This window comes from Myceligenerans salitolerans, from assembly GCF_017349295.1.
In the GTDB taxonomy this organism is placed as follows: Bacteria; Actinomycetota; Actinomycetes; order Actinomycetales; family Cellulomonadaceae; genus Myceligenerans; species Myceligenerans salitolerans.
The window spans coordinates 956,153-979,102 of sequence record NZ_JAFMPK010000047.1; the positions used below are offsets into that span (position 1 = coordinate 956,153).

The window sequence follows — 22,950 nt, forward strand, 5'->3', positions numbered from 1 at the left end:
CCGCCGGGACGACGGGGTGACCAACCCCACGCACGGGCGGGCCGTCACCACGACCGCCGTCGTACACGAACGCCGTAGGCTGGCCAGGAGAACCCTGACCTGGGAGGGGAAGACAGCGTGACCATCGCACCCGAGGGACGCCGCATGCTCCGCGTCGAAGCGCGCAACGCGGCGACCCCCATCGAGAAGAAGCCCGAGTGGATCAAGACCCGGGCCACGATGGGACCCGAGTACCGCGACATGAAGGGCCTGGTCAAGGGCGAGGGCCTGCACACGGTGTGCGAGGAGGCGGGCTGTCCCAACATCTTCGAGTGTTGGGAGGACCGGGAGGCGACGTTCCTCATCGGCGGCGACCAGTGCACGCGCCGCTGCGACTTCTGCCAGATCGACACGGGCAAGCCGGCCGAGTTCGACCGCGACGAGCCGCGCCGCGTGGCCGAGTCGGTTCGCACGATGGGGCTCAAGTACTCGACGGTGACGGGGGTCGCGCGAGACGACCTGCCCGACGGCGGAGCCTGGCTGTACGCCGAGACGGTGCGCCAGATCCACGCGCTGAACCCGGGCACGGGCGTCGAGCTGCTCATCCCCGACTTCAACGCGATCCCCGAGCTGCTGGACGAGGTGAACGAGTCCCGTCCCGAGGTGCTCGCGCACAACGTGGAGACGGTCCCGCGCATCTTCAAGCAGATCCGCCCGGCCTTCCGCTACGAGCGGTCGCTGTCGGTGCTGACGCGGGCGCGCGAGGCCGGCCTGGTGACGAAGTCGAACCTGATCCTCGGGATGGGCGAGACCATCGACGAGGTCAAGCAGGCCCTCGTGGACCTGCACGACGCGGGCTGCGACCTCATCACCATCACCCAGTACCTGCGTCCGTCGGTGCGGCACCACCCGGTGGAGCGGTGGGTGCGCCCGGAGGAGTTCGTGGAGCTCAGCGAGTTCGCCGAGGAGACCGGCTTCCTGGGCGTGATGGCGGGGCCGCTGGTGCGGTCGTCCTACCGTGCGGGCCGGCTGTGGGGGCAGGCCATGACGAAGAAGGGCCGCGAGATCCCCGAGGCGCTCAAGCACCTGGGCGAGCCGACGACGGCCCGTCAGGAGGCGGCGAGCCTGCTGGCGCCGCGCTGAACGGACGTCGCGGGGAGACTCCCGGCGCGGGCGGCGGGTACGGGCTTCGGCCGGCGCCCGCCGCCTCGTGGTTCACCGGGGCCGTCCCAGGCCCCACGACGACGCAAGTAGAATCGGATTCCATGGCCCGTTCGAACTCCGGAGACAGCACGCGCGCAGGCGCGGACGGCTCCAAGAAGCCCAAGAAGCAGCGCTGGTACCACCAGGTGTGGGCCGTCTACAAGATGACCCACAAGCAGGATCCGTCGGTGACGTGGATCATGCTGGGCGTCTTCGTGGCGATCGTGCTCCTGGCCGAGGTGATCGGCCTGCTGTGGGGCCACCCGATCTACATGCTGATCGTGGGCATCCCGTTCGGCCTGCTCGGCGCGATGTTCGTGCTGTCGCGCAGGGCGGAGAAGGCCGCCTACACGCAGATCCAGGGCCAGCCGGGTGCCGCGCGGGCGGCGCTCGGCACGGTGCGCGGCGGCTGGACGTTCGAGGACGAGCCGGTCGCCGTCGACCCGCGCAACCAGGACTTCGTGTTCCGCGGTGTGGGTCGCGCCGGCGTGGTTCTCGTGTCCGAGGGCCCCTCGCATCGCGTGCGCAAGCTGCTCGACAAGGAGTACAAGCGCACCGCCCGCGTGCTGCCGAACGTGCCGGTCACCACCATCCAGTGCGGCGACGAGGAGGGCCAGGTCCCGCTCACGAAGCTGACCCGTTCCGTGACCAAGTTGAAGAAGCGGCTGACGAGGTCCGAGGTGACGGAGGTCGGCAAGCGTCTCAAGGCGCTCGGTGGTGCGCGACTGCCCATCCCGAAGGGCATCGATCCCACTCGCATGCGGCCGGACCGCAAGGCGATGCGTGGCCGCTGATCCCGCCACGTCGTGACGAAGGCGCTCCCCGAGGGAGCGCCTTCGTCGTGCGCCGGAACATCCGTCCAGCGGACACCGCGGAGACGGCGGTGCGAGTTCTGGCAATGTAAGAGCCGCTGACGCAAGCCCGACCTACCCTTCTCCCGGGAGTTACACACCCGAGAGCCGGGCGTAACGTAGCGGCAACAATCAGTAACCCGAGAGAAACCGCGGAACCATAGGTTCGGGTGGATCCGTGCGCGGTCATCCGGACGGTCACTCTCCCGAACGTCATCCAGCGAGCCAAGGAGCGCAGATGTTCAGCAACGCCGAGGAGGCAATCGCCTTCACCCGCAACGAGGGGGTGGAGTTCGTCGACGTCCGGTTCATCGACCTGCCGGGCGTGACGCAGCACTTCAACATCCCCGTCGCGCAGTTCAACGAGGACGCCTTCACCGACGGCCTCATGTTCGACGGTTCCTCGATCCGCGGGTTCCAGGCGATCCACGAGTCCGACATGAAGCTCGTGCCGGACGTGGGCACGGCGTTCGTGGACCCGTTCCGCAAGGCCAAGACGCTGGTCATGAACTTCTCGATCGTGGACCCGTTCACGAACGAGCCCTACGCCCGTGACCCGCGCAACATCGCGGCGAAGGCCGAGGCGTACCTGCGCTCCACGGGGATCGCGGACACCGCGTACTTCGGTCCCGAGGCGGAGTTCTACATCTTCGACGACGTGAAGTTCGGGACGTCGCAGTCCGAGGGTTTCTACCAGATCGACTCCGTCGAGGCCTGGTGGAACACCGGCCGCGACGAGGAGGGTGGCAACCTCGGGTACAAGACCCGCTACAAGGGCGGCTACTTCCCCACCTCGCCGGGTGACCGGTTCGCGGACCTGCGCGACGAGATGGTGACGACGCTCGGCCAGGTCGGCCTGTCCGTGGAGCGCGCGCACCACGAGGTCGGCACCGCCGGCCAGCAGGAGATCAACTACAAGTTCAACACCCTGCTGCACGCCGCCGACGACCTGATGAAGTTCAAGTACGTCATCAAGAACGTCGCTTTCAACGCCGGCAAGTCGGCCACGTTCATGCCGAAGCCGATCTTCGGCGACAACGGCTCGGGCATGCACTCGCACCAGTCCCTGTGGCTGGGCGGCGAGCCGCTGTTCTACGACGAGAAGGGCTACGGCGGCCTGTCCGACACGGCCCGCTGGTACCTGGGCGGCATCCTCAAGCACGCGCCGTCGCTGCTGGCCTTCACGAACCCCTCGATGAACTCGTACCACCGTCTGGTGCCGGGCTTCGAGGCCCCCGTGAACCTGGTCTACTCGGCCCGTAACCGCTCCGCCTCCATCCGCGTGCCGATCACCGGCTCGTCCCCGAAGGCGAAGCGCATCGAGTTCCGCGCGCCGGACCCGTCGTCGAACCCGTACCTGGCTTTCTCCGCGATGCTGCTCGCGGGCCTGGACGGCATCAAGAACAAGATCGAGCCGCCGGCGCCGGTCGACAAGGACCTGTACGAGCTGCCCCCCGAGGAGCACGCGCTCATCCCGCAGGTCCCGACCTCGCTGCCCGAGGTGCTCGACGCGCTCGAGGCCGACCACGAGTTCCTCACCGCCGGTGACGTGTTCTCCGAGGACCTCATCTCGACCTGGATCGACTACAAGCGCGAGAACGAGGTGGACCCGATCCGCCTGCGGCCGCACCCGCACGAGTTCGAGCTGTACTACGACATCTGAGCCTGATCGGCTGGATTCCGGGCTTCACGGCGCCTCCGGGTGCCCGTAGTCCATGAAGAGTCCACGCGAGTCGCGAGCACCTTTCCGGTGGCGGCACGCGTGGACTCTTCCGTGTCCGGCCCGCTTGGCTATCCTCACGGCGTGAACACGGAGATCGCTCGGCTGGTGCGCTCATGGGGTCCACGGGTGTGGCCGGACATCTGGCGGCCGGTCCGGGAGACCGGCGACCGCACGACGCTGTTGGACCGCATCCGCACGGTGCTCGACGCCGACGCCTGAGAGGCTGCGTACGACGTCATCAGCAGCGCCCTCACGCTCCGCGACCCCGAAGGGACGGACGCCGAGACGTTCCTGCCCCATGTCGACGGCGACGTGGCCTGGTGGCGATCGACGTGACCGAGAGCGCCGCCTCGACGACCTCAGCCGAGGAACAGATCACCAGTGACCACGCCTTCGGCGACCCACCCACCATGATCGTCCAACGACGCAACGCCGACACGTCCACCATGCCATCCGACAACCACAACCAGACCCGGTCGCCACGATGCCCACGACAGCGGACCCTCCAGAAGCCACGACAGCCCTGGAATGTCGCTATAGCGGAGCCACCGGAAGGCCCACCTGTGCGTGCTCACAGTGGAGCCAAGAACTTGCAGCGAGGTCGAGTCCTGGCCTACTTTACTCATCAGTCACGATAATTGAGGCGAGTCGAGCGGTGGAGGTTATCCCGGATGGGAAAGAATGCTGGCCCGTACAGTATCGGTAGTGAATCGTGGCCCGGCGCGAGTCGAATTATCGAGGAGTGCGGTGAGCTTCTCCAGGTGCTGGGCAAGTTGATTGGCTCCGGTGGCTCGACCGCGCATTGGGACGGGACGGATCTTGGTGAACGTCTTGCCGATGAGATCAGTGATACACGAGCTGCGCTCGACTATTTCATCTCTGCGAATAATCTTCCGGCAGATGTGATCGACGAGCGGACGGCTCGCAAGCGTGCCCAGTATGAGAAGTGGCACGAAGCAAATCAGTGACCCCGTTGCTTTGATGTCGCATCGAGGGCGGTGCGGATCTTCGGGCGAATATTGCGCATGGCGGCCGCGTCCAGATGGTTGGTCTTGGCGAGAAAAAGTGCCAGCTGCCTGGTGGTGCGATTCGAGGAGACCGGGCTGGCCAGTATCCGGCTTGCCGCGTCTGCTGCTTCTTCGAGCCGGTTGAGCTTGATGTACAGCCGGGACAGCATCCCGAGATAGAGCGCAGCATCACAGGTGTCACTGGCCGTGGTGAGAGAGATGGCTTGTCGCAGATTCTGTTCGGCGAGCGAGAACTCGCGGACATCCTTGTAGGCGATGCCGGCGTTGCCGAACATCTCGACCCGTGACCAGTACGCCGTGGGCGTGCGCAGTGCGGGGGCGTCAGCGCCGATGCCGCTGCTTGCCTCCAGGAGGCGGTGGACACGGGTGCGGTCGCCGCGAAGGGCTTCGGCACGTGCCTGCCTGCTGAGGAGCATGGACTTGAGGATGTCGGGCATTCGCGGGTGAAGTTGGAGTGCCGCCACAGCATGGGCGGCGCCCTCGTTGGGTTGATCGAGCCATGTGGCTTTCATGCTCATGAGTGCCCGGAATTGACCCACGAGTCTGACGTCGCCGCTCTCGTGCGCGGCCTGCAACGCGACATCGTAGTAGTGGGCGGCCAGCCGATGGCGTTGAAGGTCGTAGTAGGCGTATCCGGCGAGAGCTGAAAGCTCCGCGAACGCCGCTATGGTGCGCGGCACCCCTTCTTCCCTGACGAGTGGCGACGTCAAACTCACTTCGCGTGCCAGTGCATTGGCAAGAGAGTTCCCACCTCGTTCGCGCTCCAACGCCGCGAACTTCTCTGTTGTCCGGTGGATTCTCCCCCAGAGACTCGTGTGCTTGCCCTTCACGTGCACAGCGGCCGGCTGGCGCGTCGATGCGGACCGTTCTGCATTCCCTGGTTCCAGGTTTTCGCCCAGCCCGACAAGGAATGAAGGAATCCCGAGCACGTGGACGATCCTGATTGCCTCGTCCAGATGAAGAGGTCGCGCCCCATTGACGATCTTGTTCATCGTCGGACGGGAATAGTCCAGGACGTGCGCCACGTCGGCCTGATTCCAGCCGGGAAGGACGCCGATCTTGGCGAGTACTGACCGTAGGTCGAAGCGTTGCAGATCCTGACCCACGTCTGGCCGAAACCAGAAATCGTGCGGCACAACCTTCGTCATGGCAAGCCATCCTACAAATTCTGTTCGAACTTCGAACTCTGCATCGACGAGTAGGCGATTCGGGTTCCAGTCTGGGTGTGCCGAACACGGCGGCGGTACGGATCACCAGAGAGGCACTCCCGTGAGAACCCAACCCATCATGACAGCCGGCCCTACAGCGGATGTGGTGTTCGTCGACATCGAGGGCACCCTCATCCAGAAAGGCACCGACACCGTATCCGCACCGACGCGCCGCGCGGTCGCGGCAACGGTCGCGAAGGGCGTCACGGTCGCGCTGGCCACGCAGCGTCCGCTGGTCGACGCCCTGCCCATCGCTGAACACCTACGCCTGCACAAGGGCGGCTACATCTTCGCGTCGAACGGAGCGCTCGGGCCGGTGCGGACCCGCGGCGGGACGGAGACACGATGACCGTCTACCAGCGCGAGGACGACTTCACCGTCGAGACCACCCACGACCCCGCACGCCCCAGGACGCCGAAGCGAAGCCATCCGGCACGGTGGCACGTGGGTGACCAGGTTCGGGTTGCCGACGGTCCCCGGATGTTGATCGGTGCGACCGGGACGGTCGTCGAGTTGGACGCGCCGGGCCCGTGGCCCATCCGCGTGCAGATCGATCGACGGGGGTTCAGCAGCGCGCTCCTGGCAGCTCACGAACTGGGGCCCGCCGATGAGGCCGGGTCATGACCTGGGTCCTGGTCGGCTACATCGTGGTCCTCGCTGTGTTGCTCGGTGCGCGGCAGGCAGCGCGCACACACCGGTGAGCAACGTCGACTCCGGCCTTCCGGACTTCCCATTCTTGCGGCCTGGCGTGCGCCCCCGGGACTCCCTGCACCTCCTGCACGACGCCAGGCCGCGAGCCCGCCACCTCTGGCGGGTGACGTGGGTCGGGGCTCATGCCCCGAGCCCCGACCCACCCCACCACCACGACACGACACGACACCGAGATCCTTGGAGGACACGATGACCACCATCACCACCCCGATCCTGCGCGAGGGCCGTGAACTCATCGACCCCGACCTGTTCCAGACCCTGACCGACCGGGTCGCGGTCGAGCACGGTCACGACCCGGCGCTGGCCGGGCAGATCGTGGACCAGGCCCTGGCGTTCCTGGCCACCAGCGCCGCCCACGCCGGCCGTCCGCTGTCACCCTCACCGCTCGTCGACCACGGCTGGCACGAGTTCATCCTGCACACCCGCGACTACGCCGCCTTCTGTGACCGGGTCGCGGGCCGGTTCCTGCACCACGTGCCCACCGACCCCCACGACCCGGACGCCACCGGCCAGGCCGCGCACGACACGCTCACCTACACCGTCGACACGATCAGCGCGGCCGGGTTCTGCGTGGACACCGACCTGTGGCCCACCGGCCACCACATCGAGTGCTCCCAGTGCCACCAGGGCTGCACCAGCTCACCCGCCTGACCCGACACCCACCCCGCCACCCTGAAGGAGATGCTGATGGACCGCTGGTCGTGGAACGACCTGCCCGAACCGGTGCGCCACGCCGTGCAAGCCCAGACCGGACCCGTGCTGCACACGGTCGAACCGGCAACGGGCCGCAACAGCATGTTCGCCGCCTCTCTCGCCACGAAGAACCGGACGGTGTTCTGCAAGGGCGTGGCCGTCGGGACCAGCAGGCTCGTGCCCACCGGCACGAGATCCGCGTCAACCAGCGACTCCGGGAGGTCACGGTCGACGTGCCCTGCCTGCTGTGGACCGTGGAGACGAATGGTTGGCTGCTGGCCGGGTACACCTACGTACCCGGCCGGCACGCCAACCTCACACCCGGCTCACCTCACATCCCGGCCGTCATCGACCTCGTCTCCCGACTGGCCGACGACCTCACCCCGAGCCCAGTACCCGACATGGCGTCGTTGGTGAAGAAATACGCCAGGTTCGCGGGCTGGAAACGGCTCGCCGACCAGCATGCCGACCTGCTCGACCCGTGGGAGAAGGACCACCTGGACCAGCTCGTGCAGGCCGACCGCGACATCACCGACGTCCTAGAGGGCCGCAGTGTCGTTCACGGCGACGTGCACGAACTCAACCTCCTGGTCGCCGACGGCATCGCGAGCCTGGTCGACTGGGCCTGGGCACGCACCGGACCCGCATGGGTCGACTCCGCACTCCTGACCATCCGGCTCATCGCCGCAGGCCACCCACCAGCCGACGCCGAACAGCTGACCGCCCCGACCTGGGGAATGCGACAACCCACCACCAGCACCACGGCAGTGGCAACCTTCGCCGCAGCCACCTACGGCATGTGGCGCAAACTCGCCGTCGAGCACCCCAGCCCCCACCGCAACGGGCCAGTCCACGCCGCGCGCCGATGGACCCAACACCGGATGAGCTGACGGACGGACGCCCTGACGTGAGGCGCCCGGCACAAGAACGACGGCGACGGCGCACCCCCGTTCTCAATGTTCAGAAAAATGGACACCGCAGCTCTCGAATGTGTCGCACGAACTTTTTCTGCCCGGCCATCTGCAAGAATCCGCGAGGCGCGTTCGAAATGATAAGCCCTGCTCCTCCCGGAAAGTGGTAGTTCATTCATCGCCCACCCATTGCGTTCCGGTTGACAGGGTGAAGAAGCGACCTGATGCTCGTCGTGGTGAATCACGCAAACACGTGATCCACCGTAGTCTTGGCGAAGCTATTCGAAGGGAACGGTAATGATGCGAGGATTCCGTGTGATCCGGCGTTCCGGGATGGCCGTGATCTTGTCAGCCGGCCTGGTCGTCACCGGGGTGACGAGCGCGAACGCGCTCGCGATCCCTGGAAGCAGCGGCGCGGAAGTGGTCGGCGCCGCCACTGCGGACCCGGGACCTGCCGTCCCCGTGGACGCGCCGGCGTCCAGCACTTCGGCAGACCTCCCCGCCACCGGCCTGCTCGGCACCGTGACCGGGCTCATCGAGAGCTTGGTCGACGCCGTCCTCGGTGTGCTCGGGGGCACCGGCCCGGCCGGGACGCCCTCGGGCGACGGAACCTGGTCTCCGAGCCACGACGAGGAGACCGCGATCATCCCCGTCTGCTCTGGTCCGACCGCAACCCTCGACTGGCTGTTCGTCAACTTTTCCGATCACGGGACCGATCTCGGTCATTTTCTGGCGGAGAACGGCGACCACATCGTGCGAATCGTCACGCTTTCCTCCGACCCCTACGAGACCCTCCAGTACCTGCTGACGCCATTCCTTCAGGCTCCGGTCTACGCCATCAACGACACGGTCTTCCACCAGACGGCCACTCTTGGCGACATTCTCGCGTTCTGCGAGTCGGCTCGCTCCTGACGAGGCATCCAGCTCGCTGAATCATGTGGCGGGGTGTGCCGGCTGGCGCACCTCGCCACGTGATAACCCGAAGAATCCCCGCGCGTGAAAGAGTCCCATGAATTCAGCACCCGACCACATGGCGACATCCCGGCCGGAGGGCCCGTCGCGTCGAGCAGTCATGACCGGCGCGGCCCTCGGCGCAGCCTGGATCCTCATCGGACGGGTGGACCGGGCCGAAGCCGTCGCCACCGACCTGCCTCCCGGCTTCCCTCCAGGCGTGGATCTGCACAAGGACGTCTTCAGGAACTGGGACACCACCATCACCACCGACTCGCTGTGGACCAGCACGGTCGAGACCGCCGACGACGTCGTCGCCGTTGCGAACTGGGCGGCCACCGCGGGATATCGCGTTCGGCCGGTCGGGTTCAGCCACTCCTGGTCCCCGCTGGTCGTCGAGAACGGGACCACGGCGAACAAGAACGTCGTCCTGATCGACACCAGCAAACTGGCAGCGATGAGCATGGACACCACCGAGCGCGTGCGAGTACAGGCCGGCGCGAGCATGGAGAGCCTGCTGAACTTCCTCTCGGCGCACGACCGGTGCCTCATCGGCGCCCCCGCTCCCGGTGACGTCTCCGTGGCCGGGGTGCTCGCGGTCAGCGGCCACGGGACCAACCTCCCTGCCGAGGGCGAGACGGCTCCGCCGGGTGCGACCTACGGAACGGTCAGCAACACCGTCGTCGAGCTGACCGTGGTGGTCTGGGACGACGTCCGGGACTCCTTCGTCGTCCGCACCTTTCACCGCTCCGATCCGCAGATCGCTCCCCTGCTGGTCAACCTCGGCAGGGCCATGATTCTCGAGGCGGTGCTGCAGACGGTTCCGAACTACCACCTGCGATGCCGGAACTCGACCTCGGCCTCCTACCGGGAGCTGTTCGCGCCACCGGGCGAGGCCGGAGACGGTTCGTTGAGCGCCCTCGTGGAGCGCCATGGGCGCGTCGGGCTGATCTGGTTCGCCATGACGGAGTTCCCCTGGGTCCAGACCTGGGACGTCACGGAGAGACGGCCCCTGCTGAGCCGCCCGGTGTACGCGCCGTACAACTACCCTTTCGCCGACAACCTGCCCGACAGTGTCGCCTTCCTGATCGCGGAGATCACCAAGGGCGCGTGGCACCTGACCCCCACGGCCACGAACGCTCAGCTGACCGCGGCCGCCACCGGGCTGGTCGCCGCCCGTGCCACCGACATGTGGGGCGAGGCCAAGAACTTCATCCACTTCGTCAGACCCACGACGCTGAGGGTCTCTGCCGGCAGCCATGTCGTCATCACTCGTCGCGATCTGCTCCAGCACGTCGTCCATGGCTTCACGGACCACTACCTGAAGCTCATCGACGAGTTCCGCCGCGAGGGTGACTACCCGGCGAACAACACCTGCGAGATCCGGGTGACCGGGCTGGACCGCCCGGAAGACATCGGCGTCCCGGGAGCTGCAACCGCCACGCTGTCTGCGGTCTCCCCGGTCGAGGGACGCCCCGAACTGGATACGGCCGTCTGGCTCGATGTGCTGAATCTGCCCGGCAGTCCTCGTACCAACGAGCTGTTCATGCGGCTCGAGGCCTGGTTCCATGAACTCCCGCCCGAACTCGGCGTGGCCCGCCCCGAATGGGCGAAGCGGTTTGCCACCTCCCTCGACGGCTCCTGGACCGACACCGAAACGCTCCGAACGACGATCCCCGGCACCCTCACGGGATGGGACGAGGCGCTGGCCGCCTTGGACCGTTGGGACCCCCACGGCATCTTCCGCGCCGAAGTGCACGATCGCCTCATGCCCTGACCGCCGCCCGTACGCGTCATTCCCGCTGCGGTCGCCGCACCCCGGACGTCCCGGTCACGATCGCCGTCTCCGGCAGCACGAAGCAGCGGCGGCACAGTGCCTCGTACGTGAACGTGCCGTCGTCCGGCAGCGGCTCGGAGGCGCCCAGGGGTTCGAGGAACGGCACACCCTCACTCAGCACCTGCGTGAACGCCGCGTGGAGGTCCTGGCAGCGGTCGCAGACGGCGCGCCGGTAGCGCACGTCCGTCGGCCCGAGCTCCAGCAGCGCACGCACGGTGGCGAACAGCTCGCCCCGGTGGTCGAGGTCGATGCCGCAGGCGAGCACCCGCGTGCCGCGCAGCACGAGCTCCTCGACGACGCGCACGTCGGTGGGCGTGAACATGTGGACCTCGTCGATCGCGACGACGTCGTCGGTGGTGTGCAGCAGTGGTTCGAGGGTCTCCAGCTTGACGGTCGGCACGGAAGCCCCTGTCCGGGAGACGATGCGCGCGTCGCGCACGTGCCGGGCCGACTGCACGACGGCGCAGCTCAGCCGTGAGTACGCCAGCGGCGCCATCTGCGCGATGAGGTCGAGCGACTTGCCGGACTTCATCGGGCCGAGGACCAGCGACAGCTCCACCGATACATCTCCCCGCCGTCCACGGCAGGCCGGTCCCTGCCGGACAGAACCCTAACCCCGGGCGGGGCCCGTCCGATCGGCGCCGGAGCGCCCCGCCCACCGGCTCTCCGGGCGTGCTAGCCCGGGACACGACGTGCCAGCAGAAACCCGGCGCCGACGACGGCCAGTGCGACGCCCATCACGAGGGCGTCCGCGACGACGCTGCCGGCGGTCGCCGGCAGGAAGTTGTTGGCGAGGTGGAATCCGGCATGAACCCCTACCGCCGCGCCCGTCCCCCCGGTGCGCAGGCGTGCGGCCCCGCACGCGAATCCGAGCAGGATCGCCATGGTCACATAGGCGGCATGATCGAGCACCGTCTCCTGCCCTCCCTGGGAGAAGATGTGCAGCAGGCCGAAGGCCACCGACGTCACGACGAGCACCGTCCCTGGCGACCACCGGTCGCGCAGCACGTCGGTCACGTGGCCGCGCCAGATCAGTTCCTCGGGAAACGCCTGGTAGACGAGAGCCTGCACGACCACGGCGCCCACGACGGCGACGACGGGGAGCCCACCGAGATCGGCGTCGGACCACGTGTGGAACTCCATCGCGCCGAGTGCCACGGCGACGAGCCGGACGGCCGTCAGCCCACCCGCGATCGCGAGGGCACCGACGAGGAAGCGCAACGCTCCCGCGCGGGACCACGTGAGGCCCGCGGCGACGACCGGGCGGTGCATGAGGCGGCGCCAGCCGACGACGAGCGCCACGACGATCACGCAGGACAGCACCTGGAAGCCTGCCTGCAGGCCGACAGCGGCACCGGGCGGGAGCCCGGAACCGGCCCCGTCCAACACGCCGAGAAACGGCAGGGACGCGAGGAGCGGACCGGCGAACATGACAAGAACGGCAAGGAGAAGCACCCACGCAGGGTGAAGAGTTCGCATGGCTCAGGAAGCTACGAGACCCGCGCCCGCCGGCACATCCATCCGAAGTCATGAGTGCACGACCATGACTTCGGTCACGGGTGGACCACCGGGGACAGCACCTGGCATCGTGTGCCGCATGCCCGGGATGCCCTACCTGCTGCACGCGCCAGGGCGACCCGTGGCGTTCACCGTGGTGCTGTGGGCCGTCGTCGCGTTCGCGACCGTCTCGCTCGTCGTCGCGGGCCCGCACCGGATCGCCGCCGGAGGCCTGGGCACGGTGGGCGTCGCCCTGGCGGTGGCCAACGTCGCCGCGGTCGTCGTCCTGTGGGGCCTGCTGCCGTGGGACTCGTCACCACGGGCACGGGCCCTGGCACCCGCACTCGTCGCCGCCACCATGTTCCTCGGTCTCACCTCCGTCGCGTACGTGCAGCTCGCGCTGCTCGTGGTCGGGCTCGCCGGTGTGGCACGAGCTTGGGGCACGGGTCTCGCCGTCGGCGGCGTCGCTGCGCTCGTCGTGGCGCTCGGGGCCACACAGGCAGCCCTCACGCCCGACGAGCCGCTGCGGACGGTCGGCCAGATGGGGGCGCTGGCGTTCGGCGGTGCTCTCGCGCTCGGACTGACCGGTGCGTCCGCGCCGACCCGAGAGCCGTCATCGCCGCCGTCGCTGTCGTCGCCCCCGCCGACGTCGCCCTGGCCCTCGCCGGCGTCGCCCCCGCCCCCGCCGGCGTCGCCGCCCTCACCTCCGCCCCCGTCGTCCTCGCCGCCGCCGTCCCCGCCGTCGGAAAGCCGCTCGCCGAACGACGGCGCCTCGGCCGTCGAACCCCCGACCCGCTCCGGATCCCTCGGGTTCCCCGGCGAAGACCTCCTCACGCGACGCGAGCGTGAGGTCGCACGCCTCGTCGGCCTCGGGCACACCAACGGTGAGATCTCCGCGACCCTCCACCTCACCGAGGGCACCGTCAAGAACCACGTCTCCAGCGCCCTGCGCAAGCTCGGACTGCGCGACCGGACGCAGCTTGCGCTGCGAGTGGTCCGACGGTGACACCGCCGATCCGGGAGGCGACATCCCCGCACTCCGGCCTACGGTCGGTGCGTGCACCCGGACGAGGACCTGGCCCGCAACAAGCCGGCGCAACAACTGCTGCGCTGGCGACGGAGGTACGTGCGCCGGCACCCGCTGCGTGTTCTCAAGGGCCTCGTCGACGGCGTCCCCGACGACGAGTACCGCCGCATCACGCAAGGCATCCGTGGCGAGCGGGCCGTCGCCCGGGAACTCCGTGCCTTCCTGGGACGACATCCGAGGTGGAGGGTCCTGCACTCGATCGTGACGAGCGCGGCGGGCACCGATCTCGACCACCTCGTCATCGGGCCACCGGGCGTGTACACCATCAACACCAAGCACTGGAGCGGGCGCCGGATCACCGGCCGCCGGGAGACCGTCCGGACGAGCCGCACGGACGGGAGCGCCCGCCACGGTGAGGTGAGAACGCTCCGGTCGGCCCGCCACGAGAGCGACAAGGTGAGCGTGGCACTGTCCACGGCGGTGGGCCTGACGGTGTCGGCCCGGCCGGTCGTCACCTTCGTCGATCCGGCGGAGGTGCGTGACGAACTGTCCGCCGACGGCGTCCGGCTGCTCGCGCTCGACACGTTCCAGTCGTGGTTCGACGCTCAGGACGCGAGCCCGGGAAACTTCACGGGCGACGAGGTCGCGGCCCTCTACCAGGCCGCCAGGCACCCCGCCACGTGGCTCGCAGCACAGCGCACGCGCCGCGCCTGATCGGCGGAGCGCCTGCCGGGGCCGCGCGGTGTAACCTCGCAGCAGCGTCGCGTGCCGGTGGCAGGCCGTGTCAGGCATGGAGGCGCCGGACCGAGAGGACACGACGTGCACGTCGCCCTTTCGACCCCTGCCACGTGAGCGGGGGCGACACGACCAGGCTCGTCGCCTGGGCCGACGAGATGCGCCGGGTGCACGGTCGCCTGCGCGAGGCGCTCGCGGTGACCCGCGCCGCGGTGTCCGACGGCGTTCCCGCACCGACCGCCACCCGTGAGCTGCTGCTGTTCTGCCACGGCTTCTGCACGGCCCTGGCGGGGCACCACGAGGGCGAGGACCATGACCTCTTCCCCGCGATCACCGCACGGCACCCGGAGCTGGCCGAAACGGTGGGAAAGCTGACGCAGGACCACTCGATGATCGCGTACCTGCTGACGGCCCTCCGGGCGGCCGTCGACCGGGCGGCGCCTCCCGAGGATCTCGACCGGCATCTGGAGGGTGTCGCCGCCATCATGGAGTCGCACTTCCGCTACGAGGAGCGCGTCCTCCTACCGGTCCTGGAGACCCTCGACCTGGACGCCGATCCTCGGACCGCCCTCGGACCGCTGTGAGCGGCCGCGGGCGTGGAGGCCGCCCTACCAGATCCGTTCGGCCCACTCGGGGTGGTCGATGAACGGGTTCCGGTTCCCCTGCCAGTCGGTGTAGATGATCTCGTTGCGGCTGCGCTCGCCGGCCGAGACCGGGTCGGACGCATGCCAGTCGAGGAGTACGGAGATCCGCCCGTGCCAGGGCACCGAACCGTTGCCGGCCGTGTCGTTCAGCTCGAGGTCCGGGGCGTCGCTGCCGTCGTACCGCACGGCCATGTAGAAGAGCATCCGGGCGACGTCGCCCTTGACACGGTCCGGCGGCTCGAACGAGTTGGAGTCGGTGTAGCAGCCACCACAGTTCGTCACCGAGGCCCCGCCCTCGTCGAAGTCCTTGTTGCCGCGGGTGGAGTTCACCTGGACGTCGCTCGGCCGCAGGTGGTGCAGGTCCGTGCCGGCGCCGGCGGACGTGCCGAAGTCGCCGTGGCTCTTGGCCCAGGTGTGCTCACGGTTCCAGTCGCCGACGTCGCCACCGTTGTCGTACTCGGAGACGGAGCGGCCCGTGTACAGCTCGATGACGTTGCCCGGGGCGTCCGGGTCCTCGTCGGTCTCCCGCAGGGCGGTCCAGACGGTCGAATAGCTCAGTTCGGTGTGGTCGTCGATGATCCCGTGCAGGGCGGCCTTCAGGGCAGCCCCGGTCAGGCCGTCGGCGGCGTCGTAGTACCCGGCAGGCTCGTCCCCGCCCGGATCGGCACCACCGCCGCCGTCGCCTCCCCCGTGGACGACGGCGAACTGGCTACCGCTCTTGAGCCCCGGACGGGAGAAGTACGCCGTCAGCGTTCCGGTCACGTCCAGGAGCTGTCCCATGCGGTCCGGGTTCGACGCGAGGCCGAACTCGGCGCGGAAGCCGCTCGGGATCTGCACGTAGAGCATGTCTCCCGTGTCGGTCTCCCCGGGTGCGTCGGCCAGTGCCAGCGCGTAGTCCGTCGGGAACCCGGTGGTGACCACGCTGTCGGAGGCGACGGGCTGCCCGACGACGTAGCCGCGCACCGTCGCGGTCGAACCGTCCTGAGTGGCGCGTGCCTGGGTGACATCCATCGACGTGGCAGCGTTGCTCGGCGGTGCGGAGCTCAGGGGCACCAGCCCTGCGAGCACCAGGGAGAAGGAGAGGGCCAGGACCGTGGACAGGGCTGAGCGCCCTCGCAGCTGCCGCATGCTTTTCACCCTATCCGGGTGAGATGGCTCTGTTGTGACGCGTTCGTTAACTTTTCTTGGCATCCAGCGCGCCGGCGCGCCCCGCCTGCGGAAGGGCACGCGAGACGGCCCGCCTGCGCAGCGGGCCCGCTACTCCTCGCCGTAGAAGAGGCGCTCCATGACCGCCCGAGCCCGGCGTGCCGTGCGGAGGTAGAGCTCCTCCAGTTCCGGGCCGGTACCGACGTCACCGAGAACCGCGGCCACGCCGGCCAGGTCCTGACCACCGTGCGGCAGACGGTCCACCTGCGCACCGGTGGTCTTCCCCGACCACAGCACGATCGCGGACCGCAGCCGCGAGGCCAGGAACCACGCCTCGCGCAGTTCGGCGGCGTCCTGCTCCGACATCAGGCCCGCGTCCCGTGCCGCGTACAGTGCCGGGATGGTGCCGGTGGTCCTCAGCCCGGGCACCTCGTGGGCGTGCTGCAGCTGCAGGAGCTGGACGGTCCATTCGACGTCGGACACTCCCCCGCGCCCGAGCTTGAGGTGCCTCGCCGGGTCGACGCCCCGGGGCAGCCGTTCGGCCTCCACCCGCGCCTTGATGCGGCGCACCTCGCGGACGACGTCGTCCCCCAGTCCGCCGGCGGGGTACCGCAGCGGGTCGACGAGTCCCTTGAACCGGTCGGCCAGCCAGGCCTCCGGCCCGCTCGCGCCGCCGGCGGGCGCCCACTTGCCCAGTGGCCTGGCACGCAGCAGCGCTTGCGCCTCCCACGGCGAGGACCACCGCTCGTAGTACTCCTGGTACGACGCGAACGAGCGCACCAGCGGCCCGTTGCGCCCTTCGGGCCGCAGGTCGGCGTCCACGGGCAGCGGCGGTTCCGGCCCGACGGCGCTCAGCAGCTGCCGCAGCTCGCGCGCCACCGCCAGGGCGAACTCGCTCGCCTCACGTTCCTCGGCGCCGGCGGCCGGCGTGTGCACGAACATCACGTCGGCGTCGGAGCCGTAGCCCATCTCCTGTCCGCCGAGCCGTCCCATGGCGACCACGAGGAGGATCGCGGGTTCCGCGCCCGCGGGGATCCCGGCGGCGTCCCGCGCCTCGGCCCGCGCCACCCGCAGCGCGCCACCGAGCACGACGTCGGCCGCGTCCGAGATCGCTCGCGCCGCACTCACCGGGCCCAGTTCGCCCAGGATCTCCGCGACTCCGGTGCGTGCCAGCTCCCGGCGCCGGAGGGCCCGCAGGGTCTGTGCCGCGGGCGCGGGCTCCTCGGCGCGGCTCAGCACGGCGTCCATCTCGGCGGCCAGTCGTTCGGCCCCGAGCGGTTCGAGGGCCTCGGGCCTGCCGAGCCACTTCACGGACTCGGGGGACCGCGCCAGCGCGTCCGCCAGGTAGGAGGAACTGGACAGTACCTGCGCGAGGCGCTCGGCGGCCACCTCGGAGTCCCGTAGCAGCCGCAGGTACCAGTGTGTGGACCCGAGCATGTCGGAGACCTTCCGGAAGCCGAGCAGTCCCGCGTCCGGGTCGGCGCCGTCGGCGAACCAGCCCAGCAGGACCGGCAGCAGTTGCCGCTGGATCGCCGCCCGCCGCGACACCCCCTCGGTCAGTGCCTCGACGTGCCGCATCGCGCCCGCGGGGTTGCGGTAGCCGATCGCCGCGAACCGCGCCATGGCCGCCTCCGGGGCCAGGGAGATCTCGTCCTCGCTCAGGCCCGCGGTCGCCGGCAGCAGCGGCCGGTAGAACAGCGCCTCGTGCAGGTCGCGCACCTCGCGGCGCACCGCCTTCCACCGCTTGGTCAGCTCGTCGCCGCCGGGCATGCCGAGCCCGCGGGCGAGGCGGCGCAGGTCGGCGTCGTCGGTCGGCAGGAGGTGGGTGCGGCGCAGCCCGAACATCTGGACGCGGTGCTCCAGCGCACGCAGGAACGCGTAGCACTCCGTCATCTGCCCGGTCTCCGCCCGGCCGACGTACCCGCCCGCGGCCAGGGCGGCCAGGGCGTCCAGGGTGGTGGCCGACCGGATCGACTCGTCGGTGCGCCCGTGGACGAGCTGCAGGAGCTGCACCGTGAACTCGACGTCGCGCAGGCCACCGCGTCCCAGTTTGATCTGCCGCGGGGCCTCGGCGGGCGGCACGTTGTCCTCGACCCGTTTGCGCATGGCCCGGGCGTCCTCGACGAAGTGCTCCCGCGACGCCGCCTGCCACACCATGGGCGACAGCGCGGCGACGTACGCGTCACCGAGCGCCCGGTCGCCCGCCACCGGCCGGGCCTTGAGCAAGGCCTGGAACTCCCACGTCGAGGCCCAGCGCTCGTAGTAGGCGACGTGGCTGGCCAGGGTACGCACGAGCGGGCCCTGCTTGCCCTCCGGCCGCAGCGCGGCGTCCACCTCCCACAGCCGTGGCTCGTCGGACGTGCCGGAGCACACCCGCGCGAGCGCGGTCGCGAGACGTGTGCCCACCCGTAGGGCGTGGTCCTCGTCCCCCGGCTCACCGTCGGGAGCGGCTGCCGGCTCGGCGACGTAGATGACGTCCACGTCCGAGACGTAGTTCAGCTCCCGTCCGCCGGTCTTGCCCATCCCGATCACGGCGAGTCGTACTGCCTCGTGCCCGGGTGTCTCGAAGCGGGCCACGGCGAGCGCCGCCTCGAGTGCCGCTCCGGCCAGGTCCGCGAGCGCCGCGCCGACGGCGGGCATCGCCGCCGTCGCCACCGGCGCGGTCACGTCGGTCGCGGCGATCCGCAGCAGCCGCGCCCGGTAGGCACGCCGCAGCCGGTCGCTGTACGACGGCGACGACGGGTGAGCGGAGGGTGAGGGCTGAGGAACGAGGCCCTCGCCCGCAGCGGAACCCGAGGAGCCGTCGAGCACGGACGACGGCGACGACGGGTCGGCGGATGCGGCCTCTTGTCCGGCGACCGGCACGTCGGCGTCGGGGTCGGCGTCGACGGCCCGCAGAAGTTCCGCGCGGACGTCCTGCGGCGGCACGCCCGTACCGGGTGCGGGGTCGGTGAGTACGTCGAGCAGTTGGGGACGGCGTACGAGTTCGTCGCCGAGGGCCGAGGACGCGCCGAGCACGCGCAGCAGCCGCCGGGTGGGAACGGGTGTCGCCTGCACGCCGACGTCGGCCGGCTCGCCCGGGCCGTCGTCGGCCAGGACCTTGCGGAGCAGGTCGGGTGACGCGCCGGCGAGGCGCGTGAGCTGGAGCAGCGCGAGGTCGGGGTCGGCGGTGTCACCGAGACGGGCGAGGAGCGCGCCGGCGCGGTCGCTGAGGACCACGGCGCGGCCGTCGGGACCGACGGGGAGGGGCTCGTCGGCCTGGCCGTCGCAGACGGCGACCAGGTCGGGGTCGTTCCAGAGCGTCGCGGACCGGGTGAGGTCGGCGAAGCCCGCCCGGATGAGGTGGGTGGTCAGCGTCTGGGGACGGCGGCTGGTCACAGTCCGAGGTTAGGGGTCGCGTGGGTGGGTGTCACCACGCGACCCCGTGGGACGCCACGGCGTGGGGTCACAGGACCTGCAGGAACCGTTCGAGCTCGAACGGCGTCACCTGGGCGCTGTACGCGTCCCATTCCTGGCGCTTGTTGCTCAGCACGTACTGGAAGACGTGCTCGCCGAGCGTGGCGGCGACGAGCTCGGACTGCTCCATCGCCTCGATCGCCTCGGAAAGATTGCGCGGCAGCGGCTTGATCCCGAGGGACCGCCGTTCGGCCGAGGTGAGGTCCCAGACGGCGTCCTCGGTGTGCTCGATGAGGTCGTAGCCCTCCTCGATGCCCTTCATCCCGGCCGCGAGGAGGACGGCGAACGCGAGGTACGGGTTCGCGGCCGAGTCCAGTGCGCGGTACTCCACGCGCGACGAGTTGCCCTTGCCCGGCTTGTACATCGGCACGCGCACGAGGGCGGACCGGTTGTTGTGCCCCCAGGAGATGTACGACGGCGCCTCCTGCCCGCCCCACAACCGCTTGTACGAGTTGACGTGCTGGTTCGTGATGGCGGTGATCTCGCCGGCGTGGACCATGAGGCCGGAGATGAACTGGCGCGCCGTCTTGGACAGTTCGAACTGGGCGCCCGGCTCGTGGAAGGCGTTGCGGTCGTCCTCGAACAGCGACATGTGCGTGTGCATGCCGCTGCCCGGGTGCGTCGCGAGCGGTTTCGGCATGAACGACGCGTACACGCCCTGTTCCAGCGCGACCTCCTTCACCACGGTGCGGAACGTCATGAGGTTGTCCGCCGTGGTGAGGGCGTCGGCGTAGCGCAGGTCGATCTCGTTCTGCCCGGGCCCGGCCTCGTGGTGGGAGAACTCCACCGAGATCCCCATGGACTCCAGCATCGTGATCGCGGCGCGCCGGAAGTCGTGCGTGGAACCGCGCGCGAGGTGGTCGAAGTAACCGCCGTCGTCGACGGGAACCAGCGGCTCGCCGGCCGACTTCGGCTGGTTGAACAGGTAGAACTCCACCTCCGGATGGGTGTAGAAGGTGAAGCCCTCCTCGGCGGACCGCGCCAGCTGGCGCTTGAGCACGTTCCGGGAGTCGGCCAGCGAGGGTTCGCCGTCGGGCGTCAGGATGTCGCAGAACATCCGGCCCGTGCCGTGCCGCTCACCCCGCCACGGCAGCACCTGGAAGGTGGTCGGGTCGGGGCGCGCGACCATGTCGGCCTCGTAGACCCGCGTGAGGCCCTCGATCGCCGACCCGTCGAACCCGATGCCCTCGGTGAACGCCGACTCCAGTTCGGCCGGGGCCACGGCGACCGACTTGAGCACGCCGAGCACGTCCGTGAACCAGAGCCGGATGAACCGGATGTCACGCTCCTCGACCGTGCGGAGCACGAACTCTTGCTGCCTGTCCATGGGGGCCATCTTGCCTCATCCGTGTTACTGGTGCGTGTACGGTCAAGGCATGTCAGCCCACACCAAGCCGACGCCCGCGTCGGCCAAGAAGGTGCGTGTGCACCACCTCGCCGCCGCGAAGGAGCGCGGCGAGAAGATCACGATGCTCACGGCGTACGACGCCGTCACCGCCACGGTACTGGACGCCTCGGGCGTCGACCTGCTGCTCGTGGGCGACTCGATCGGCAACGTGATGCACGGACACGCCACGACCCTGCCGGTCACGGTGGACGACATGATCCCACCCGCCCGCGCCGTGGCGACCGCCGCGAGGCGCGCACTCGTCGTCGTGGACCTGCCGTTCGGGTCCTACGAAGCCGGAGCCGCCCAGGCCCTCGCGACCGGCGTCCGGATGATGAAGGAGACCGGGGTCGCCGCCGTCAAGCTGGAGGGCGGCAAGCGCGTGGCCGCGCAGATCCGTGCCCTGACGGACGCCGGGATCCCCGTTGTCGCGCACCTCGGGTTCACCCCGCAGTCGGAGCATGCCCTCGGCGGGCACCGCGTGCAGGGCCGTGGCGACGAGGCCGCCGAGGTCCTCGCCGACGACGCCCTCGCCGTCCAGGAGGCCGGGGCCGTCGCCGTCGTGCTCGAGATGGTCCCGGTCGACGTCGCCGCGCGGATCACGGAGATCCTGCGCATCCCCACGATCGGCATCGGAGCGGGAGCCCAGTGCGACGGCCAGGTCCTCGTGTGGACCGACATGGCCGGGATGACCGACTGGACCCCCCGCTTCGCCAAACGCTACGCCGAACTGGGACGCGCCCTCCGGCAGGCCGCCGAGGACTACGTCGCCGACGTGAAGAAGGGCACGTTCCCCGACGACGCGCACTCCTTCCTGGACTGAGCGCCGCCGGCCCGGCGCGCGGGCCTACTCCTCCCGGCGCCAGGCGTCGTCCTCGTCCTCCCACGCGTCGTTGCGAGACCGGGCACGCTCCAGTGCGCGCTCGGCCTCCGCACGGGTCGCGTACGGGCCCATCAGGTGCGTCCAGGACGAACGGTGCCCCTGCTCGACCTCGCCCGTCTTCGTGTTGTACCAGTACTTCTCCTCACCGCCCATGAGACGATCCTGACACAGCGACGTCCCGATGAAAGCGCCAGGAGTTCGCCAGCCATGAGCAAGAAGATCGCGTTCGGCATCGACATCGGCGGTTCGGGCATCAAAGGTGCCCCCGTCGACCTCGCCACCGGCGAGTTCGCCGAGGAACGCACCCGGATCCCGACCCCGGACCCCTCCACCCCCGAGGCCGTCGCGGCGGTGCTCCTCGAACTCGTCGACACCTACGACCTGCCCGCCGACGCGCCCATCGGCGTCGCCTTCCCGGGCCCCATCCACCACGGCACGGTCCGGTTCATCGCCAACCTGGACGCGTCCTGGGCCGGCGTCGACATCCCCGCCCTCGTCCACCGTGCCACCGGGCGCCACGCCATCGCCGTGAACGACGCCGACGCCGCCGGCATCGGCGAGCTGCGCTACGGCGCGGCCCGCGAGACCGACGGCGTCGTCCTGGTCAGCACCCTCGGCACCGGCATCGGGTCGGCACTGTTCGTCGACGGCGCGCTCCTGCCCAACACCGAACTCGGTCACCTCGAGATCGACGGGTACGACGCCGAGAAGCGAGCCGCCGAATCCGCACGCGAACGCGAGAACCTCTCCTGGGACGAGTGGGCCGAGCGGCTTCAGCGCTACTTCGCCGTCGTCGAGGACCTGCTCTCCCCCGACCTGATCGTCGTCGGAGGCGGCGTCAGCAAGAAGCACGACAAGTTCCTGCCCAAGCTCCACCTGCGCGCACCCGTCGTCGCGGCACAGCTGCGCAACGCGGCCGGGATCGTGGGGGCCGCGGCGCTCGCGGCGGACAGCGCGGCGCTCGCGGCACTCGCGGCGGGCGGCACGCCCACGGAGGGCACGGCCGTGAACGGCTCACCGGCGCTGGGCACGGCCGTGGACGGCACGGCCCCGACAGTCGGCACCGTGGACTGACCCGGC

At 69.7% G+C, this 22,950-nt stretch carries 23 protein-coding genes; 16 read left to right on the forward strand and 7 right to left on the reverse strand.

What is annotated here, in order from left to right; translation table 11 throughout:
* Nucleotides 1–117 precede the first annotated feature (117 nt).
* The 5 genes from lipA to J0911_RS17785 all read left to right on the forward strand — a co-directional run bounded on the left by lipA (nucleotide 118) and on the right by J0911_RS17785 (nucleotide 4,724).
* The gene (gene lipA / locus J0911_RS17765; protein WP_207276766.1) at nucleotides 118–1,122 is read left to right on the forward strand and encodes a lipoyl synthase; all 1,005 of its coding nucleotides are present in this window, start codon (nucleotides 118–120) and stop codon (nucleotides 1,120–1,122) included.
* A 122-nt stretch (nucleotides 1,123–1,244) separates the two neighbouring features.
* Nucleotides 1,245–1,976 (forward strand): DUF4191 domain-containing protein, encoded by a 732-nt coding sequence (locus J0911_RS17770; RefSeq protein WP_207276767.1) that lies wholly within the window; start codon nucleotides 1,245–1,247, stop codon nucleotides 1,974–1,976.
* 295 nt (nucleotides 1,977–2,271) lie between these two features.
* Nucleotides 2,272–3,696, forward strand: a complete 1,425-nt coding sequence (glnA, locus tag J0911_RS17775) for a type I glutamate--ammonia ligase (RefSeq protein ID WP_207276768.1) — start codon at nucleotides 2,272–2,274, stop codon at nucleotides 3,694–3,696.
* Between the two features lie 141 nt (nucleotides 3,697–3,837).
* Complete coding sequence (locus tag J0911_RS17780; protein ID WP_207276769.1) at nucleotides 3,838–3,975, forward strand: hypothetical protein; 138 nt, start codon at nucleotides 3,838–3,840, stop codon at nucleotides 3,973–3,975.
* Nucleotides 3,976–4,427: 452 nt separating this feature from the next.
* Nucleotides 4,428–4,724 (forward strand): hypothetical protein, encoded by a 297-nt coding sequence (locus tag J0911_RS17785; protein ID WP_207276770.1) that lies wholly within the window; start codon nucleotides 4,428–4,430, stop codon nucleotides 4,722–4,724.
* Here the strand turns inward: J0911_RS17785 and J0911_RS17790 are convergent.
* A complete protein-coding gene (locus tag J0911_RS17790; protein WP_207276771.1) occupies nucleotides 4,718–5,932 on the reverse strand; it encodes an NsdA family TPR-like regulatory protein in 1,215 nt (404 codons plus the stop codon). The genes J0911_RS17785 and J0911_RS17790 overlap by 7 nt on opposite strands.
* Before the next feature lie 166 nt (nucleotides 5,933–6,098).
* Here J0911_RS17790 and J0911_RS17795 point away from each other — a divergent pair, with 166 nt between their 5' ends.
* From J0911_RS17795 to J0911_RS17820, 6 genes are all read left to right on the forward strand, one after another.
* On the forward strand, nucleotides 6,099–6,341 hold the full coding sequence (locus tag J0911_RS17795; protein WP_207276772.1) for an HAD hydrolase family protein: 243 nt from the start codon (nucleotides 6,099–6,101) through the stop codon (nucleotides 6,339–6,341).
* Nucleotides 6,338–6,616 (forward strand): KOW domain-containing RNA-binding protein, encoded by a 279-nt coding sequence (locus J0911_RS17800; RefSeq protein ID WP_207276773.1) that lies wholly within the window; start codon nucleotides 6,338–6,340, stop codon nucleotides 6,614–6,616. The genes J0911_RS17795 and J0911_RS17800 overlap by 4 nt, the downstream gene beginning before the upstream one ends.
* 276 nt (nucleotides 6,617–6,892) lie before the next feature.
* Nucleotides 6,893–7,354: a glycine-rich domain-containing protein gene (locus J0911_RS17805; protein WP_207276774.1), complete on the forward strand. Its 462-nt coding sequence runs from the start codon at nucleotides 6,893–6,895 to the stop codon at nucleotides 7,352–7,354.
* A gap of 50 nt (nucleotides 7,355–7,404) precedes the next feature.
* The gene (locus J0911_RS17810) at nucleotides 7,405–8,286 is read left to right on the forward strand and encodes a phosphotransferase (protein ID WP_372434899.1); all 882 of its coding nucleotides are present in this window, start codon (nucleotides 7,405–7,407) and stop codon (nucleotides 8,284–8,286) included.
* Between the two features lie 336 nt (nucleotides 8,287–8,622).
* A complete protein-coding gene (locus J0911_RS17815) occupies nucleotides 8,623–9,219 on the forward strand; it encodes a hypothetical protein (RefSeq protein ID WP_207276776.1) in 597 nt (198 codons plus the stop codon).
* Nucleotides 9,220–9,316: 97 nt separating this feature from the next.
* A complete protein-coding gene (locus tag J0911_RS17820) occupies nucleotides 9,317–11,035 on the forward strand; it encodes a cholesterol oxidase substrate-binding domain-containing protein (RefSeq protein WP_207276777.1) in 1,719 nt (572 codons plus the stop codon).
* A gap of 16 nt (nucleotides 11,036–11,051) precedes the next feature.
* Here J0911_RS17820 and J0911_RS17825 read toward each other — a convergent pair whose 3' ends face one another.
* Together J0911_RS17825 and J0911_RS21245 are read right to left on the reverse strand one after the other, a co-directional pair.
* Nucleotides 11,052–11,654, reverse strand: coding sequence for a thymidine kinase (locus tag J0911_RS17825; protein ID WP_307865152.1), 603 nt, complete (start codon nucleotides 11,652–11,654; stop codon nucleotides 11,052–11,054).
* A 116-nt stretch (nucleotides 11,655–11,770) separates the two neighbouring features.
* A complete protein-coding gene (locus J0911_RS21245; protein ID WP_207276778.1) occupies nucleotides 11,771–12,550 on the reverse strand; it encodes a CPBP family intramembrane glutamic endopeptidase in 780 nt (259 codons plus the stop codon).
* Nucleotides 12,551–12,692: 142 nt separating this feature from the next.
* On the opposite strand from J0911_RS21245, the gene J0911_RS20620 reads away from it, so the two are divergent.
* The 3 genes from J0911_RS20620 (at nucleotide 12,693) to J0911_RS17845 (ending at nucleotide 14,938) form a co-directional block, all read left to right on the forward strand.
* On the forward strand, nucleotides 12,693–13,598 hold the full coding sequence (locus J0911_RS20620; RefSeq protein ID WP_242636773.1) for a helix-turn-helix transcriptional regulator: 906 nt from the start codon (nucleotides 12,693–12,695) through the stop codon (nucleotides 13,596–13,598).
* A 51-nt stretch (nucleotides 13,599–13,649) separates the two neighbouring features.
* Nucleotides 13,650–14,333: a nuclease-related domain-containing protein gene (locus J0911_RS17840; protein ID WP_207276779.1), complete on the forward strand. Its 684-nt coding sequence runs from the start codon at nucleotides 13,650–13,652 to the stop codon at nucleotides 14,331–14,333.
* 134 nt (nucleotides 14,334–14,467) lie between these two features.
* Nucleotides 14,468–14,938 carry a hemerythrin domain-containing protein gene (locus tag J0911_RS17845; protein ID WP_307865153.1) on the forward strand — a complete coding sequence of 157 codons (471 nt, stop codon included), beginning with the start codon at nucleotides 14,468–14,470 and terminating at the stop codon, nucleotides 14,936–14,938.
* 24 nt (nucleotides 14,939–14,962) lie between these two features.
* On the opposite strand, the gene J0911_RS17850 is transcribed toward J0911_RS17845, so the two are convergent.
* From J0911_RS17850 to glnA (J0911_RS17860), 3 genes are all read right to left on the reverse strand, one after another.
* Nucleotides 14,963–16,126, reverse strand: coding sequence for an endonuclease (locus J0911_RS17850; protein WP_207276780.1), 1,164 nt, complete (start codon nucleotides 16,124–16,126; stop codon nucleotides 14,963–14,965).
* Nucleotides 16,127–16,255: 129 nt separating this feature from the next.
* Nucleotides 16,256–19,522 carry a bifunctional [glutamine synthetase] adenylyltransferase/[glutamine synthetase]-adenylyl-L-tyrosine phosphorylase gene (locus tag J0911_RS17855; protein WP_207276781.1) on the reverse strand — a complete coding sequence of 1,089 codons (3,267 nt, stop codon included), beginning with the start codon at nucleotides 19,520–19,522 and terminating at the stop codon, nucleotides 16,256–16,258.
* Between the two features lie 67 nt (nucleotides 19,523–19,589).
* Nucleotides 19,590–20,927, reverse strand: a complete 1,338-nt coding sequence (gene glnA / locus J0911_RS17860; protein WP_207276782.1) for a type I glutamate--ammonia ligase — start codon at nucleotides 20,925–20,927, stop codon at nucleotides 19,590–19,592.
* A 49-nt stretch (nucleotides 20,928–20,976) separates the two neighbouring features.
* Between glnA (J0911_RS17860) and panB the strand changes: the two genes are divergently transcribed.
* A complete protein-coding gene (gene panB, locus J0911_RS17865) occupies nucleotides 20,977–21,810 on the forward strand; it encodes a 3-methyl-2-oxobutanoate hydroxymethyltransferase (RefSeq protein WP_207276783.1) in 834 nt (277 codons plus the stop codon).
* A gap of 24 nt (nucleotides 21,811–21,834) precedes the next feature.
* Here panB and J0911_RS17870 read toward each other — a convergent pair whose 3' ends face one another.
* A complete protein-coding gene (locus tag J0911_RS17870) occupies nucleotides 21,835–22,023 on the reverse strand; it encodes an SPOR domain-containing protein (protein WP_207276784.1) in 189 nt (62 codons plus the stop codon).
* A 54-nt stretch (nucleotides 22,024–22,077) separates the two neighbouring features.
* Between J0911_RS17870 and ppgK the strand changes: the two genes are divergently transcribed.
* On the forward strand, nucleotides 22,078–22,944 hold the full coding sequence (ppgK, locus tag J0911_RS17875; protein ID WP_207276785.1) for a polyphosphate--glucose phosphotransferase: 867 nt from the start codon (nucleotides 22,078–22,080) through the stop codon (nucleotides 22,942–22,944).
* The last annotated feature ends 6 nt before the right edge of the window (nucleotides 22,945–22,950 follow it).

Excerpts from the sequence above, each read along its gene's own strand:
- J0911_RS17770 (WP_207276767.1), top strand. The coding sequence starts at position 1,245 with ATGGCCCGTTCGAACTCCGGAGACAGCACGCGCGCAGGCGCGGACGGC.
- glnA (WP_207276768.1), top strand. The coding sequence starts at position 2,272 with ATGTTCAGCAACGCCGAGGAGGCAATCGCCTTCACCCGCAACGAGGGG.
- J0911_RS17785 (WP_207276770.1), top strand. The coding sequence starts at position 4,428 with ATGGGAAAGAATGCTGGCCCGTACAGTATCGGTAGTGAATCGTGGCCC.
- J0911_RS17790 (WP_207276771.1), bottom strand. The coding sequence starts at position 5,932 with ATGACGAAGGTTGTGCCGCACGATTTCTGGTTTCGGCCAGACGTGGGT.
- J0911_RS17800 (WP_207276773.1), top strand. The coding sequence starts at position 6,338 with ATGACCGTCTACCAGCGCGAGGACGACTTCACCGTCGAGACCACCCAC.
- J0911_RS17805 (WP_207276774.1), top strand. The coding sequence starts at position 6,893 with ATGACCACCATCACCACCCCGATCCTGCGCGAGGGCCGTGAACTCATC.
- J0911_RS17820 (WP_207276777.1), top strand. The coding sequence starts at position 9,317 with ATGAATTCAGCACCCGACCACATGGCGACATCCCGGCCGGAGGGCCCG.
- J0911_RS20620 (WP_242636773.1), top strand. The coding sequence starts at position 12,693 with ATGCCCGGGATGCCCTACCTGCTGCACGCGCCAGGGCGACCCGTGGCG.
- J0911_RS17850 (WP_207276780.1), bottom strand. The coding sequence starts at position 16,126 with ATGCGGCAGCTGCGAGGGCGCTCAGCCCTGTCCACGGTCCTGGCCCTC.
- glnA (WP_207276782.1), bottom strand. The coding sequence starts at position 20,927 with ATGGACAGGCAGCAAGAGTTCGTGCTCCGCACGGTCGAGGAGCGTGAC.
- panB (WP_207276783.1), top strand. The coding sequence starts at position 20,977 with ATGTCAGCCCACACCAAGCCGACGCCCGCGTCGGCCAAGAAGGTGCGT.
- J0911_RS17870 (WP_207276784.1), bottom strand. The coding sequence starts at position 22,023 with ATGGGCGGTGAGGAGAAGTACTGGTACAACACGAAGACGGGCGAGGTC.
- ppgK (WP_207276785.1), top strand. The coding sequence starts at position 22,078 with ATGAGCAAGAAGATCGCGTTCGGCATCGACATCGGCGGTTCGGGCATC.